The following is a 15,165-nucleotide window of genomic DNA, read 5'->3' as shown; positions in this document are numbered from 1 at the left end:
AATCAGTTCCGTTGCAGGGTGAGCACGGAGAGTCCGGCGACGGCGTCGATGTCGTACCGGTCGGTCGCGCCGGCCCAGCCCTGGCCGGTGAACACCGCACCGGGGGCGATGCCGTCGTGGCTGCGGGTGTCGATGGTGGCGCTGGCCGCCCCGGACCCGAACCGGACCTGGGCCGGGGGCCCATCCGGAGCGTTGATCAGGAACTGGTTGGCGCCGCCGGTCATCCGCACCGGCAGGGTGCCGTCCGGCGCGGGCAGGGACAGCTCGATGCGGGCCGCCCCGCCGACGATGTCCACTCCGCTCAGCTCGGCACCGGTCAGGTCGATCAGGTGTTCCGCGACGCCGCCGGTGAGCCGCAACTGCCAGCGCACCGACGAGTGCAGCTCGATGTCGACGACACCGGGTCCGGACTGGTCGTTCGGCACCAGGTGCAGCTTGATCCGGTTGCCGTCGGCGATTACCCGTGGTTGCACGTCCGCGTCGATCGGGGTCCGGACCCGGTACAGGTCGCCGCCGAGGTCGGCGGCCCGGATGTTGACTGTCGTGGTACCGCTGACCAGGTCGAACTCGGCCTGCTGTAGTTCGCCGAGCGGGCCGGTCACCAGGCGTTCGGTGGCGGGTTCCGGGTCAACGGCGGCCGGGTCGACCACTGCGGGGCCGTCGGCCGGCGGCGGGGAGTCGGCGACCGTGGGGTCCGATGTGGTCCTTAGCGCGTCGACGACGCCGGCCCCGACCAGCGCGGCGAGCACGAACAGTGCCACCAGCCCGGTGACGACCATCGCGAGTCGGCGCGGACCGCGACCGGTCGGCTCGGACATGTCGGGTTCCGGGTCGAAGAACGGCACCGCCGGGGTGACCGGTTCCGGTCGGTCCAGTTCGCGGGCCAGCCACGGCGGCGGCGGCAACAGGCGCGGCGGCGCGGTCACCGGCTCGTCGTGGTCGGAACGGCCGAGGTGGTGGTCGTCGTGGTCGGTGTGGTCGAGCTGTTCCGGCTGCTCGTCGTCCGGTTCGCGCGGCTGGCCGGGAGCAGGACCAGGCCAGACCGTATCGGGCCGCTGCACTGGGCCAAGCTCGATCGCGGCTGGTTCGCCACCCTGTGCCGGTCGCTGCATGACTGCCCCTCCTCGGCGTTCGCGGGCACGGCGCACCGTTGTGCCCGTACAGCAGTACGCAGCCGGACGTTCGGCGGATCGATGCCGGTGCCGGAATGTTCGGCCGCCGGTCACAGCCTGACCTTGGGCTCAGCGGTCACTCATACTCGGTGGCAGGGCTCGCGTCCACCCCCGCCTACCCGGCGCGAGCCCCGGAGGACAGTGATGCGCATTCAGGTCGAAACGAGCATGCCACCCGAATTGTCCGAAGCGACCTGGCAGTTGTACACCACCGCGTTCGACGAACTCCGGGTCACCGCGGTCCAACGGCACGTGATGGACCGGGCCGAGTTCGACCAGGTGCTGAGCGACACCCGGGTGCTGAAGTATCTGGGGCGCGACGACCGGTCCCCCGATCTGCTGACCGCGCTCGCCACCTTCACCAACGAACTGGAGTCCATGCCGCTGATCTCCCCGGACTACTTCGCCCACCACTGGCCGGACCTGTACGCGCAACGCCGGATCTGGTACATCGGCTTCTTCGCCGTCCATCCGCAGTACCGAGGCAGCGGCATCTTCGAATCGGTGATCGCCGACATGTGGCGACGCGTGCAGGACAGCAACGGTGTCGCGGCGTTGGACATCTGCCGCCGCAACGACCAGATCGGGCTCGGCCGGGCCATCCATCAGACCTTGGAGTCGTTGACCGAGGGAGCGCGGGCGACCCGGTTGGACGAGCAGACGTTCTGGCTCTACGAGTTGCCGCCGCGACCCTGAACCTGCCTGGCAGCCGGCACCGCCGGCCCGTCCACCGGGTCGGCGGGTCGGCTCGCCCACCGTCGGGCGAACTCAGCCGGGCCGACCGGCTCTCCCCAGAGCCTGCCCTGTCCGAACAGCACGCCGAGGACGGCCAGCACGCCCTGCTGCAGCGGGGTCTCCACCCCCTCGGCGACCACGGTCAGGTGCAGGGCGCTGCTCATCGCCACCACCGCCCGGACAATCTCTTCGTCCTTGGCGCTCTGGCCGAGGCCGGCGACGAACGCCCGGTCCACCTTGACCCCGGTCACCGGATGCTTGCGCAGATAGCCCAATGCGGAGAACCCGGTGCCGAAGTCGTCGACGACGATCCGGATCCCCCGCTGCCGGAGGTCAGCCAGCACCTGGCCGGTGACGCTGGTCGGGTCGATCATCACCGACTCGGTGATCTCCAGGACGACGACGGAGGCCGGCACCCGGTACCGGTCGAGCGCGTCGTCCAGCGCCCGGATCAGACCCGGGTCACGCAACTGGCGGGGCGACACGTTGACCGACATCCAGAAATCCGCCGTCACCGTGCCGTCCGCCCGCCACTGCGCCAGCTGCCGCACCGACCGGTCGAGCACCCAGCGTCCGATCGGGCCGATCAGCCCGGTGTCCTCGGCGATCGGGATGAACACCGCCGGTGAGATGTTGCCCCGGCCCGGATGTTCCCAGCGCAGCAGCGCCTCGGCACCGATCAGGCTGCCGCTTTCCAGGTCGACGATCGGTTGAAAGGCGATCCGTAGATCGTCCTCGCCGAGGGCGATTCGCAGGGCCTGTTCGATCTCCACCCGCTCGCGGACCCGCTCGTGCATCGACGCGTCGAACATCACCCAGCGGCCGCGACCGTCGGCCTTCGCCTGGTACATGGCCGTGTCGGCGTCGCGCAGCAACGCGTCGGCGGTCACCGGCGGATCGTTGCCCGCGCCACCGTCGTCGAGGTGGGTCCCGGCGATCCCGACCGAGGCGGTGATCACCGCCTCGACCTGCCTGATCCGCAGCGGTTCGTGCACACAGTCGACGATCCGGTCGGCGAGCGCCACGGCCTGCGCGCGGCTGCCCAACTGGACCACGACGAACTCGTCCCCGCCGACCCGGGCGACCGTCGCCGCGGCCGGCAGCGCCGCCCGCAGTCGGGCCGCCACCTGGGCGATCAGCTGATCACCCGCGTGGTGCCCCCACGAGTCGTTGACCAGTTTGAACCCGTCGAGGTCGAGGAAGAACACCCAGACCCCGGCGTCCGCTGGTCGACCGGCGGTGAGCAACCGGCGCACCTCGGCGGCGAGCATCAACCGGTTCGGCAGGCCGGTCAGTGGGTCGTGGGTGGCGCGGTGCTCGTAGCGGCGTTGCGCGGCGGCGTACCCCTGGACGGCGGAGACCGCCCGCATCATCAGCAGCACCACCATGGCAGCACCGCCTACGCCGAGCACCAGCCGGTCGGCCGTCGATCGCCCGGAGACGAAGACGGTGAGCACGAACGGCGCGGCCAGCGCCGGGCCGATCAGCAGCAGCCGCTGCCACGACCAGGCCTGCACCGGCAGCCGGGCCGCCTGGCCGAGGTCGACCACGGAGGGGTGCAGGGCGGCGGCGCCGATCAGCAGGAAGCCGAGCATGAAGGGCAGATCCAGCAGCCGGGAACCGGTGAGCTGACCGGAGACCCCGATGATGGCGTACAGCACGTCGCCGACCACCAGCAGACTCATGGAGGCGACCAGCAGCAGGTAGCTCGGCCGCCGTACGGCGGTGGTGAAGGCCAGGCTGACCAGCAGCAGGATCAGGATCACGTCGAAGATCGGATACAGCGCGGCCAGGGCGGAGACCAGGGCCGGACGGTCGGCGATGCTGCCCGCCGGCACCGCCAGCAGCAGTACGGAGCACAGCGCCGCACCGATGAAGACGATCAGACCGTCGATCACCGCGTGTGACGGCAGCCGGCCCCGGGTGCGCAGCAGCCCGGCCAGGCCGAGCAGCATGAACAGGTAGCCCGGCACGGTGGCGGCGTCGGCGGTCAATGCGTACGGCCCGTCCTGCTCGACCGCCCACGGCCGGGCCAGCGCCCCGGTGAGGAAGCACACGCAGGCGACGGCGAGCAGCCACCAGGCCCAGCGGGGCTGGGCCCGGTGCCAACGGGGGCCCAGGGTCACGGCGAGCGCGCCACCGACCCCGGCGACGGTGAAGGCCGGTCCGGCGATCATCGGCGTGTCGAACGCCGCGTAGAGCACGGCTGCGACAACGCCGAAGGCCAGGAACACCAGTGCCGGCAACGACGACGACAAGGCCCGTCCCGTCCCCGGCGCCGCGGGTCGCGTCACGATGGCCCCTGCGCACATGTCATTCACCGGCTGATTCGTCGAACAGGCCGACACCATACCAAGGTGACGGGGCGGTCAGCCTGGTCAGGCCGGGCCCGCCACGGTGGGGCCGATCGGTCGCGGCTGATGGTCGCTGCCGCACCGCCGACCAATCGTCCGTTTGGCGTATGGCTCGGTCGGATATCGCCGGTTTGACGTGCGAAGTCGGTGGATATGTTGGCCCGGTGCCTGCCACCCCTCCCTCGCCGGGCCGGCTGCCGTCGCTGACCGGGCTGCGGTTCGCCGCAGCGCTACTGGTCTTCGGCGTGCACGCCTACTCGTTCATCCCGTTGGCTGACCCGCCGGCCGACCGGGTCGCCGGCATCCTGTTCAACGGCGGTGACCTGGGCGTTTCGTTCTTCTTTGTGCTGTCCGGATTCGTCCTCACCTGGTCGGTCCGCCCCGGCTACCGGCCGGGTCGGTTCTGGTGGGGACGCCTGGCGCGGGTCTACCCGGCGCATCTGGTCGCCCTGGTGCCGGCCGTCGTCGGCCTGATGCTGACGGCACGACTGCCGGACATCTGGCCGCGGCTGCTGGCCTTCTCGGCACCGCTGGTCCAGGCCTGGCATCCGTCGGACGTGTACTACCTGGGGATCAACCCCGTCACCTGGTCGCTGTCCTGCGAAATGGCGTTCTACCTGGCGTTCCCCCTGTTGTACGCGGGACTGCGCCGGCTCGGCACGACGGCGCTGCGGGTCGCCGCCGTCGCCCTGCCGGCCGCCGTCTGGCTGATGCCGGTGGTGGCCGACCTGCTGATCGCGGCGGAACACCGCCGCTGGTTCGTCTACATCTTCCCGCCGGTACGGATGTTGGAGTTCCTGCTCGGCATCGTGCTGGCGCTGCTGGTGCGGCGGGGCGCCTGGCGGGGTCCGGGACTGCCGGTGGCCACCGCTCTGTGGGTGGTGAACTATCTCGCCGTCGAGTGGCTGCCGGCGCAGGCCCGCGACACCGCAGCGACGATCGTGACGATCGGTCTGCTGGTCCCGGCGGCGGCACTGGCCGACCTGTACGGCCGGCGGTCCTGGTGGCGGCACCGGGTCGCGGTCCATCTGGGCGAGGTGTCATACGCGTTCTTCCTGCTTCATCTCGTGGTGATCGTGACCGTGATGCACCTCGTCGGCCGGGACCGGGAGTGGACCGCCTGGCAGGCGGTCGGGTTGACGCTGGCGTTCCTGGTCGGGTCCTACCTGTTGGCGGTGCCGCTGCACCGGTGGGTCGAGCTGCCGGCGATGCGTCGACTCAGGCCGACTCCGCCGGCAACTCCGCCCGGACCACCCGAACCGCCGACGCGGGACCGGCGACAGACCGGGCCGGCTCCCCGGCAGGACGCTCTCACCGGTTGACTACGCTCGCCGACGAGGCGGGACCGCCCGCCGACGGGAGGCACCATGGACATGCCAGTGGGTGGGTTCGACGCACAGCTCGGCGTACGGGCCGAAGAGATCTCCGCGGAGCGGGTGGAGCTGCGGCTGCCGGTGACCCAGGCGCTGCACCAGGTGTTCGGGATCGTGCACGGCGGGGTGTACTGCGCGCTGGTGGAGAGCGCGGCGAGCATCGGCGCGGCGACCTGGCTCGGTGACGAGGGCCGGGTGGTGGGGGTGGCCAATCAGACCGACTTCCTGAAAGCGGTCTCCGGCGGGGAACTGATCGCCGTCGGTACTGCGGTCCACCGCGGCTACAGCCAACAGCTGTGGCAGGTTCACATCACCGACGGTGACGGACAACTGGTCGCCCGGGGTCAGGTGCGGCTGCAGAACCTCCGGCCGGGGGGCGGCCGCCGCTCCTGACACCGCCCGCTGCCCGCCCGGGCACCACAGCCCGCCCGTTGCCGCGGCGATCCGGCGAACCGGGCAGCTCTCCGGTCCGTACACACTGGCAGGAGGCGATGAGACATGGGCATCATGGTCAACCCTGCACGCCGTGACACGACCGGTTCCGACCTCTACATCCTGCGCGGTCTGCTGTGGTGCGGTGACCGCCTGTTGATTCCGGCCAGCACCGACGACGGCACCCGCCACTATGCCTGCCCCGACACGGAATGTGACCGTTCCCTGATCAACGCCGAGGAGATCGAACAGCAAGTGTGGCAGCGGTACGTACAGCTGAACGCCGACGCCGCCGACGTGGTCAGTCGCGACCAGCGGCGGGCGGCGCTGGTCGGCGTACTGGCCCGGGTCACCGTCGGCACCAGCCTGGTGGGGCTGGACTACGGCTGGCGGGACTGACCGCCGCCAGGACCGGCACTCACCACCCGAACGGGCCGGTCACCGCACGAACGCTTGGTCACAGCACGAACGCATCGGTCCACAGCTGCCCGGACCGGCCGGTCAACGCGCCCAGCAACGCGACCGCCTGGCCGTCGGTGAGTGAGGCGACGTAGTCGACGATCGCCCGACCCTGAGCGGCGGCGACCAGGCTGCCGCCCGGGGCGCCGCTCACCCCGGGGACGGCACCGGTGCCGGTGGTCGCCGCCAGCTCCGCCTCGGCCAGCTCGACCAGGTCGTGCAGTCGGCGGGGCAGCCGCCCCTGCTCGTCCGGGTCGGTCACCCAGGCGTGCAGCGCGTCGACCAGGGTGGCCAGCAGATCGGCCTGACCGCGCTGATGCAGCGCCAGGTCCGGCCGGGCGAGGACGAACCGGTGGTGCACGAACTTGAGCACCTGCACCTCGTGCCACTGGGCGGTGGCCAGCAGCACGTGGCCGGAGCGTACCGGCGGGTCGGCGGTGACGCCGATCGCGCCGACCAGCCGCCGGGTCCACCGCGCGGAGAACGTGCTGATGCTCTCCTCCGCTTCGATCGACCCGTCGAACGGCACCATCAGCAGGCCGTCCACCAGCTCCTGACGGACGTGTTCGACGGCGGCGGCGAACGCCTCGTCGGAGGCGATCCAGCTGTCCTTACGGTGCAGCTGGCGGCGGAGCCGCTCGATGGACCGGCCAGGGCGGTGCGCGCTGGCGGCGATCTCCGCGTCGGCGAGCTCCCGCAGCTCCGCGGCGGAGCGTTGCCAGGTGACGAGTTCACCGGCGACCGGGCCCTGCTGCAGCACGCCGACCCGGTGGAAGTCCTCCACGTCGTGGATGGCGTACGCGATGTCGTCGGCGGTGTCCATTATCGACGCTTCGACGGTCTGCTGCCACGGCTCGATCACCCCGGCGAACGGTGCCCGGGCCTGCCGCAGATCGGCCGCCTCGGTGGTGTAGGCGCCGAACTTGACCGACCCGACCGCCGGATCGTCGGGCGCGACCGCGGCACCCCGCGGCGCCGGGCGCAGCAGGCTCGGATGCGGCTGCGGATAGGTGCGCCGGGTCCACGGGTACTTGAGCATGGCGGCCCGCACCGCCGCGGTCAGGTCCAGACCGACGGCCGCCTCGCCCCGGATCTCGGTGCTGGTGACGATCCGGTAGGACTGGGCGTTTCCCTCGAACCCGTCCGGCAGACCGAGCCGCTGCCGGGCCACCCGGTCCAGCACCCGTTCACCGAGATGCCCGAACGGCGGGTGGCCGAGGTCGTGGGCGAGCGCCGCCGCCTCGACCACGTCCGGGTCGCAGCCGCCGAGCTCGTCGAGCAGGGTCCGGTGTCGTTCGTCGGCCGTCAGTCGCTCGGCGACGGCCCGGCCCACCTGGGCCACCTTGAGGCTGTGGGTCAGCCGGTTGTGCACCAGCAGGCCGGAGCCGCCCGGGCTGATCACCTGGGTCACGCCGCCGAGCCGGGCGAAGAACGGTGAGGAAACGACCCGGTCCCGGTCGGCCCGGAACGGACTCGCCGCCAGATCGCTGGCGGCGGCGGCCCGTCGGCCGAACAGGCGGCGGGCGCGGAGGTCCCCGGCCGGCGGGGTGGCCGACCGGACTGCTGCTGGTGCCGGGTCCACCAGCAGACGCTAACCCGGCACCGGTGCCGTACCTGGTCCGGGGTGGCATTTCGGCGCTGTCGAAGGAACATTCACCAGTTTCCAACAAAGGAATGGCTTGAGCTGATTGGTCCGGCGTCGTAAGGTTCCGCTTCAGCAAGGTCAACCATCCTTGCCGGGCCGTTCCCGCGGCCCTGCTCGGCTCGCGCACCAGAAACCGCCGCAGGGGACGACTCGATGCGCCGTGCTCGAACTCCGACGGAGTTGACGCTGACCGAGGAGTTCTTCCTGGTTGCGCTCGACGACAGCACCGGCCGGCCGATGGTCGGCCGGGATCTACTCGGTGCCGGGCTCGCCGGCACCGCGATCGCCACGCTGATCCTCGCCGGTCGTGCCGAGGTCTGCGACGGCCTGCTGGTGCCGGTCGACGGGCAGCCGCTCGGTGACCCGGTCGCCGACCCGCTGCTGGCCGAACTGCGGCTGGAACAACGCCAACCGGTGCCGGACTGGATCGCCCTGATGCGACCAGGGCTACCCGGGGTGGTCGCCGAGGATCTGGAGACCCTCGGCGTGCTGCGCACCGAACAGGTCCGCCATCCGGTGACCCGCCGGATGACGACCCGGTTCCCGGCGATGGATCCGGTCCGCGCGGTCGGCCCCCGGGTCCGGCTCGGCCACGCCCTCGGCCGGGTCGTCCCGGTGGACGCCCGGACCGCCGCGCTCGCCCAGATCGTCCGTGCCACCGGCACCGAAGGCTGGTTCGTGACCATGTACGGGGCTACGGTGCGGCGCCAACTGACGGCCACCGCGAGCCGGCTCGACCCGCAGCTGACGGCTGTGGTCGACGCGATCAACCACCCGGTGCCACGGTCCCGGCTGGCGGTGCGGCTGTGGCCGCAGCGGGACACGTCGATCGCCTGGTGACCTGCGCCGTCGACCGGGTCGCGTGGTGGCGCGACACCGACCGCCGGTAGCCGGCAGAATGCTCCCCGGACCACCCACCGTGGTCCCCGGCACCGGCCGCAGGACGGGTGCCGGGCCAGGCATCGGGCCGGGCGGGAGCACCCCCGCCCGGCAGCCGGGGAGTTGGAGCGGGGCACGCGACGTGACCACAGCGATTGATCAGCGGATCGCCGAAGAACTGGGAGTACGGGCCGGGCAGGTGGCGTCCGCCGTCGAACTGCTCGACGGCGGCGCGACGGTGCCGTTCATCGCCCGGTACCGTAAGGAAGCCACCGGGATGCTCGACGACGCCCAGCTGCGTACCCTCGAGGAGCGGCTGCGCTACCTGCGTGAGCTGGACGAGCGCCGCGACGCGATCCTGGAGTCGATCCGCAGCCAGGGCAAGCTCGACGAGGCGCTGACCGCGCAGATCATGGCGGCCGACTCGAAGGCCCGGCTGGAGGACATCTACCTGCCGTACAAGCCGAAGCGGCGGACCAAGGCGCAGATCGCCCGCGAGGCAGGCCTGGAGCCGCTCGCGGATCTGCTGCTCGGCGATCCGGGTCAGGACCCGCGGACCGCGGCCGCCGGCTACGTCGACGCCGACAAGGGTGTGGCCGACGCGGCGGCGGCGCTCGACGGTGCGCGGGCGATCCTGGTGGAACGCTTCGCCGAGGACGCCGACCTCATCGGTGGGCTGCGGGAGCGGATGTGGTCGCGGGGCCGGCTCACCGCCCGGGTACGCGAGGGCCGGCAGACCGAGGGGGCCAAGTTCGCCGACTACTTCGACTTCGCCGAGCCGTTCACCAGGCTGCCGTCGCACCGCGTGCTGGCCATGTTCCGGGGGGAGAAGGAACAGGTCCTCGACCTGACCATGGAGCCGGAGGAGGTGCCGGCCGATGCTGTCGCCGGGCCGAGCAGCTACGAACCGATCATCGCCGGCCGGTTCGGCATCAGCGACCAGGGCCGGCCGGCGGACAAGTGGCTGGCCGACACCGTCCGCTGGGCGTGGCGTACCCGGATCCTGATCCACCTCGGCGCCGACCTGCGGATGCGGCTGTGGCAGGCGGCCGAGGACGAGGCGGTCCGGGTGTTCGCCGCCAACCTGCGGGACCTGCTGCTGGCCGCGCCGGCCGGCAGCCGGGCCACGATGGGTCTGGACCCGGGCGTACGCACCGGGGTGAAGGTGGCCGTGGTCGACGCCACCGGCAAGGTGGTGGCCACCGAGACGGTCTACCCGCACGAGCCGCGCCGGCAGTGGGACGCCTCCATCGACACGCTGGCGAAGTTGGCCGCCGCGCACCGGGTGGACCTGGTGGCGATCGGCAACGGCACCGCGTCGCGGGAGACCGACAAGCTGGTCGCCGACCTGATGGCCCGGAACCCCGGGTTGCAGCTGACCAAGGTGATGGTCTCCGAGGCCGGCGCGTCGGTCTACTCGGCTTCGGCGTACGCCTCCCAGGAGCTGCCGGACCTCGACGTGTCGTTGCGCGGCGCGGTCTCCATCGCCCGCCGGCTGCAGGACCCGCTCGCCGAGCTGGTCAAGATCGACCCTCGGTCGATCGGCGTCGGGCAGTACCAGCACGACATCTCCGAGACGAAGCTGTCCCGGTCACTCGACGCCGTGGTCGAGGACTGCGTCAACGGGGTCGGGGTGGACGTGAACACCGCGTCGGCGCCGCTGCTGACCCGGGTCTCCGGCATCGGTGCCGGGTTGGCCGAGAACATCGTGCTGCACCGCGACACGCACGGGCCGTTCCGGTCCCGGGAGGCGCTGCGGACCGTGCCCCGGCTGGGGCCGAAGGCGTTCGAACAGTGCGCCGGCTTCCTGCGCATCCGCGACGGCGACGACCCGCTCGACTCGTCCAGTGTGCACCCGGAGGCGTACCCGGTGGTCCGTCGGATCCTCGCCGACACCGGCAGCGACCTACGGACGTTGATCGGTGACACGAAGACGCTGCGCCGGATCCGGCCGGAGAAGTTCGTCGACGCCGTGTTCGGTCTGCCGACGGTCACCGACATCCTCGCCGAGCTGGAGAAGCCGGGCCGCGACCCGCGACCGGCGTTCCGTACCGCCACCTTCGCCGACGGTGTGGAGACCCTGGCCGACCTGCGGCCCGGCATGGTGCTGGAGGGCGTGGTGACCAACGTGGCCGCGTTCGGCGCGTTCGTGGACGTCGGGGTGCATCAGGACGGTCTGGTGCACGTGTCGGCGATGTCGAAGACCTTCGTCAAGGATCCCCGCGACGTGGCCAAGCCCGGTGACATAGTCCGGGTGAAGGTGCTCGACGTGGACGTGGCCCGCAAACGGATCTCGTTGACGCTGCGGCTGGACGACGAGCCGGGTGCCGGCCGCGCACCGGGTCAGCGCGACGGCGCGGACGGCAGCCGGGGCGGCGGCCCCGGCCGGGGTGGGCAGCCCCGGCAGCAGGGCCGGGACGGCAAAGGCGGCCGAATCGGCCAGGTCGGCAAGGACGGCCGGGACGGCAGAGGCGGCAGGGACAGCCAGCGCGGCGGAGGCCAGCCCGAGGGTGCGCTCGCCGACGCGCTGCGCCGGGCGGGTCTAGCCTGACCGGTCGGTCTGCACGCGAGGGGTCGGGACGGTTGCCGTCCCGACCCCTCACCGGTCAGGTGCTCGACGAATAGGTGAGGAAGAAGTTGTTCGGTGCCTGCGAACCTCCGGCGTTGAAGCAGATCACGTTGCGAACCAGCGCCGTGTTGGCGGACAGCACCCACGGTGTCTGCAGGTTGCAGTAGTCCGGGCTGGTGCCGAGCGCGGTGACCTGCACGGTGCTCGCCGGAACACCCACCGACGGCAGTGTCACCAGGTACTGCCCGACGCCGGAGACCGCGATGCTGTTGGCCCCACCGGCGGAGTTGAAGTTGGTCGACCCGCCGAAGGGCGAACTCAGCAGGTAGGCGAACCGGGTCGGCGGCACCGAGCCGAAGATCGGCCGCTCCCGGTGGTAGGTCAGGTTGAAGTAGCTGTCGATGAACGACCCGGCTGGGTCGAAGCAGAACACGTACGCCAGGATCGCGCCGCCGCTGGGGGACCACTGGGCGATCTTGCACCGCCGCGGACCGAACGGGTGCTCGGCGGTGGCCTGCAGGTTGCCGTCCAGCAGGGCGGTGCCGAGTCCGTTGAGCTTCACCTCGTAGAAGCCGGTGCCGAGCTGGGTGACCGTGTTGCCGGCACCCATCGAGTTGTAGGACGACAGCATCGCCCCGACCGGGTTCGCCCTGACGTAGCCGAACGCGTCCGACCCCGGCGGCAGCATCCCGGAGGCGGAGGTGTAGTCGACGACGAACCGGGCGTTGTCCGGTACGCCACCGGGCCGGTAGCACTGCACGATCACCATGTGGTCAGGTCCGGCGGGGGCGTTCGAGACCACCTGGCACCATCGTGGTGCGTTGTCGACCGTGGTGACGTGAACGACACCGTTGGGTGAGGCGGCCAGCGGGAACCGCACCTGGTAGCGCCCGACACCGACCTGGTCGACGGTCGCCCAGAGCGCGGGTGCGGTGGCCTTCCAGCTGCCCCACTGCCGGGTGGTGTCGAGGATGGTGCCGGGTGCCGGGGTCGGCGTGTGCAGGTAGGCGAAACCCCAGCGGTCAGCGACGGCCGCCTGAGCCGGCGCGGCGGCTCCGACCACGGCGGCGGTGGCGGTCAGTAGCCCGGTGGCGAGCAGGGCGATGCCACGGCGGACCAAGCCGCGGCCGTTGTTGGATCCAGTGCGGACAGACACCGGTCCACCTCCATTCACGAGGAGCGATATCCAGTCAGCCTAATGAATACACCACGTGCCCGTACAGTTATTGACCGTGATCTGATTTGATGCGGCATCCGGTCCGGCTCACAATCCGGGAATCACCCGCCAGCAGCGACTTTTACCTGATCCGTACCGGAAACTGATGCGGTCGTTTACCGGTCACGTCAAGATGGGCGGGTGACCGCAGCACCGCAACCAGACCGGGGACTGGTGCTCGTCGTCGAGGACGAACAGCCGATCGCCGACCTGATCCGGCTCTACCTCACCCGCGACGGGTTCGGCGTACACGTGTGCGCCGACGGTGACAGCGGGCTGGCCGCCGCCCGACGGCTGCGCCCGGTGCTGGCCGTGCTGGACATCGCGCTGCCCGGCGTCACCGGCACCGAGATCTGCCGGCGGCTGCGCGCCGACGACGACTGGACCCCGGTCATCTTCCTCACCGCCCGCGACGACGAGATCGACCGGGTCGTCGGCCTCGAGCTGGGCGCCGACGACTACGTCACCAAACCGTTCAGCCCCCGCGAACTGGTCGCCCGGGTGCGGGCCATCCGCCGCCGCAGCCTCGGCCCGCCCGGCGGTCGACCGGTCCGTACCGTCGGTGGCGTCACCCTCGACCCGGCCCGGCGCACCGTCACCGCCGACTCCCACCCGGTCGTCCTCACCTCCACCGAGTTCGACCTGCTGGACCATTTGATGCGCCGGCCCGGACGGGTCTACACCCGTGAGGAGCTGCTCTCCGCCGTCTGGGGTTACGCCGCGCACGCCGGCACCCGCACCGTCGACGTGCACGTCGCCCAGGTCCGGGCCAAGCTCGGCACCGCCGCCACCGTGATCCGCACGGTACGCGGCGTCGGCTACACCGCCGATGGTTGAACCGGACCAGACCGGGCAGCGGTCCGGCTGGCGCCAGCTCACCGGCACACTCACTGCCCGTACCGTCGGGGTCGCCTGCGCGGTCGCCCTACTGTCGGTGCTGGTCACCGCAGCGGTCGCCATCCCGCTCGGGGTCCGGGGCACGGAACGCGGCGCCCGCGCCTCGCTGGCCGCCAAGGCCGACCTGGTCGCGGCGGCCGTCACCGACGCCCCGGCCGGCACGCGGACGGCTCTCGCCGGCCGGCTGACCGGCGAACTCACCGACCAGGGCATCGAAGTGCTGCTCGTCCGGCCAGGCGGGACGGTGCCTCGGCAGCTGCCCGGCCAGGTGGTCCGCCGGCTCGCCGCCGGTGCGCCGGTGACCAGCCGCCGGCCGGCCCGCGTCGACGGCCAGCCGACCCTGATCGAAGGACGGCCCACCGGCGACGGCACGGCGGTGGTGCTGCTCCAGCCGGTACGACCAGGAGTCGGCCGGCTGGTCTGGAGCAACCTGTGGCTGGCGTTGGCCGCCGGGCTCACCGCCGGCCTGATCGCCGGGGTGCTGCTCGCCGCCCGGCTGTCCCGGCCGATCCGGGCCGCCGCACACGCGGCGCAGCGGCTGCGCGCTGGGGACCGCACCATCCGGGTACCGCTGGATCCGCCCGTCGAGGCCGAGCAGTTGGCCCGCGCGCTCAACGACCTCGCCGCCGCGCTCGCCGTCAGCGAGGCACGGCAACGGGACTTCCTGCTGTCCATCTCGCACGAGCTGCGCACCCCGCTGACCACCCTGCGCGGGTACGCCGAGGCGATCGCCGACGGGGTGGTGGACCCCGACGGAGCCGTGCGTACCGGGCAGATCATGCTCGGTGAGGCGCAGCGGCTGGACCGCCTGGTCGGCGACCTGCTGGCGCTGGCCCGGCTGGAGGCCTCCGACTTCGCCCTGGAACTGGTCGACGTCGACCTCGGCGCGCTGCTCACCGACGCCGTCGATGCCTGGCGGCCCCGGTTCACCGGCAACGGGGTGACGGTCGACCTGACCCCACCGGCCGCGCCGGTGACCGTCCACACCGACCCGGGGCGGCTCCGGCAGGTCGTCGACATCCTGCTGGACAACGCGCTGCGGGTGGTGCCGGCCGGCGGCACCGTACGGCTCGGCGTACCGCCGGAACCGGCGACCGGGCAGGCTGGATCCGCCGCCGGGCAGCCGGACTTCGTCGCGGTGCAGGTGCACGACGACGGCCCGGGGTTCACCGACGACGACCTCGCGGTGATCTTCGAACGCGGTGCGCTGCACCGCCGCTACCGGGGCGAACGGTCGGTCGGCACCGGGATCGGGCTGGCCCTGGCCGCCGGGCTGGCCCACCGTCTGGGCGGGCGGATCAGAGCCGGCCACTCCCCCGGCGGCGGTGCCGTGTTCACCGTACGGTTGCCGCGCAGGACGGCCCGGTAGCTCGGCTGCCTCCGTCGGACCGACGGCGCCTTACCTGATCCGAACATCGACCTGACGGTGGCTTC

The 15,165-nt window shown here is 71.8% G+C and carries 12 protein-coding genes; 8 read left to right on the top strand and 4 right to left on the bottom strand.

Annotated features, from left to right (window positions below):
- Positions 1-2: 2 nt before the first annotated feature.
- A complete protein-coding gene (locus tag O7621_RS17755; protein ID WP_282230299.1) occupies positions 3-1,112 on the bottom strand; it encodes a hypothetical protein in 1,110 nt (369 codons plus the stop codon).
- Positions 1,113-1,340: 228 nt separating this feature from the next.
- Here O7621_RS17755 and O7621_RS17750 point away from each other — a divergent pair, with 228 nt between their 5' ends.
- A complete protein-coding gene (locus O7621_RS17750; RefSeq protein ID WP_282230298.1) occupies positions 1,341-1,868 on the top strand; it encodes a GNAT family N-acetyltransferase in 528 nt (175 codons plus the stop codon).
- On the opposite strand, the gene O7621_RS17745 is transcribed toward O7621_RS17750, so the two are convergent.
- Entirely contained in the window at positions 1,844-4,201 is a 2,358-nt protein-coding gene (locus O7621_RS17745; protein ID WP_282230297.1) for an EAL domain-containing protein, read from the bottom strand. The genes O7621_RS17750 and O7621_RS17745 overlap by 25 nt on opposite strands.
- 224 nt (positions 4,202-4,425) lie before the next feature.
- On the opposite strand from O7621_RS17745, the gene O7621_RS17740 reads away from it, so the two are divergent.
- The 3 genes from O7621_RS17740 (at position 4,426) to O7621_RS17730 (ending at position 6,465) form a co-directional block, all read left to right on the top strand.
- The gene (locus tag O7621_RS17740) at positions 4,426-5,583 is read left to right on the top strand and encodes an acyltransferase (protein WP_282230296.1); all 1,158 of its coding nucleotides are present in this window, start codon (positions 4,426-4,428) and stop codon (positions 5,581-5,583) included.
- A gap of 45 nt (positions 5,584-5,628) precedes the next feature.
- Positions 5,629-6,027, top strand: coding sequence for a PaaI family thioesterase (locus O7621_RS17735; RefSeq protein WP_282230295.1), 399 nt, complete (start codon positions 5,629-5,631; stop codon positions 6,025-6,027).
- Positions 6,028-6,132: 105 nt separating this feature from the next.
- A complete protein-coding gene (locus O7621_RS17730; RefSeq protein WP_281554388.1) occupies positions 6,133-6,465 on the top strand; it encodes a zinc ribbon domain-containing protein in 333 nt (110 codons plus the stop codon).
- A 58-nt stretch (positions 6,466-6,523) separates the two neighbouring features.
- Here the strand turns inward: O7621_RS17730 and dgt are convergent, their stop codons facing one another.
- On the bottom strand, positions 6,524-8,107 hold the full coding sequence (dgt, locus tag O7621_RS17725; protein ID WP_282230294.1) for a dGTP triphosphohydrolase: 1,584 nt from the start codon (positions 8,105-8,107) through the stop codon (positions 6,524-6,526).
- Positions 8,108-8,323: 216 nt separating this feature from the next.
- Here dgt and O7621_RS17720 point away from each other — a divergent pair, with 216 nt between their 5' ends.
- The gene (locus O7621_RS17720) at positions 8,324-9,010 is read left to right on the top strand and encodes a GPP34 family phosphoprotein (protein ID WP_282230293.1); all 687 of its coding nucleotides are present in this window, start codon (positions 8,324-8,326) and stop codon (positions 9,008-9,010) included.
- A gap of 181 nt (positions 9,011-9,191) precedes the next feature.
- The gene (locus O7621_RS17715) at positions 9,192-11,600 is read left to right on the top strand and encodes a Tex family protein (protein WP_282230292.1); all 2,409 of its coding nucleotides are present in this window, start codon (positions 9,192-9,194) and stop codon (positions 11,598-11,600) included.
- Between the two features lie 55 nt (positions 11,601-11,655).
- On the opposite strand, the gene O7621_RS17710 is transcribed toward O7621_RS17715, so the two are convergent.
- The gene (locus O7621_RS17710) at positions 11,656-12,774 is read right to left on the bottom strand and encodes a hypothetical protein (RefSeq protein WP_282230291.1); all 1,119 of its coding nucleotides are present in this window, start codon (positions 12,772-12,774) and stop codon (positions 11,656-11,658) included.
- A 201-nt stretch (positions 12,775-12,975) separates the two neighbouring features.
- Here O7621_RS17710 and O7621_RS17705 point away from each other — a divergent pair, with 201 nt between their 5' ends.
- Positions 12,976-13,671, top strand: a complete 696-nt coding sequence (locus tag O7621_RS17705) for a response regulator transcription factor (RefSeq protein ID WP_282230290.1) — start codon at positions 12,976-12,978, stop codon at positions 13,669-13,671.
- Entirely contained in the window at positions 13,664-15,100 is a 1,437-nt protein-coding gene (locus tag O7621_RS17700; RefSeq protein WP_282230289.1) for a HAMP domain-containing sensor histidine kinase, read from the top strand. Before O7621_RS17705 ends, O7621_RS17700 begins: the two co-directional genes overlap by 8 nt.
- Positions 15,101-15,165: the final 65 nt, after the last annotated feature.

The sequence above is a fragment of the Solwaraspora sp. WMMD937 genome (genome assembly GCF_029581175.1).
In the GTDB taxonomy this organism is placed as follows: Bacteria; Actinomycetota; Actinomycetes; order Mycobacteriales; family Micromonosporaceae; genus Micromonospora_E.
The sequence above is the reverse complement of the archived record's forward strand: the minus strand, read 5'-3'. Positions and strand labels throughout refer to the sequence as shown.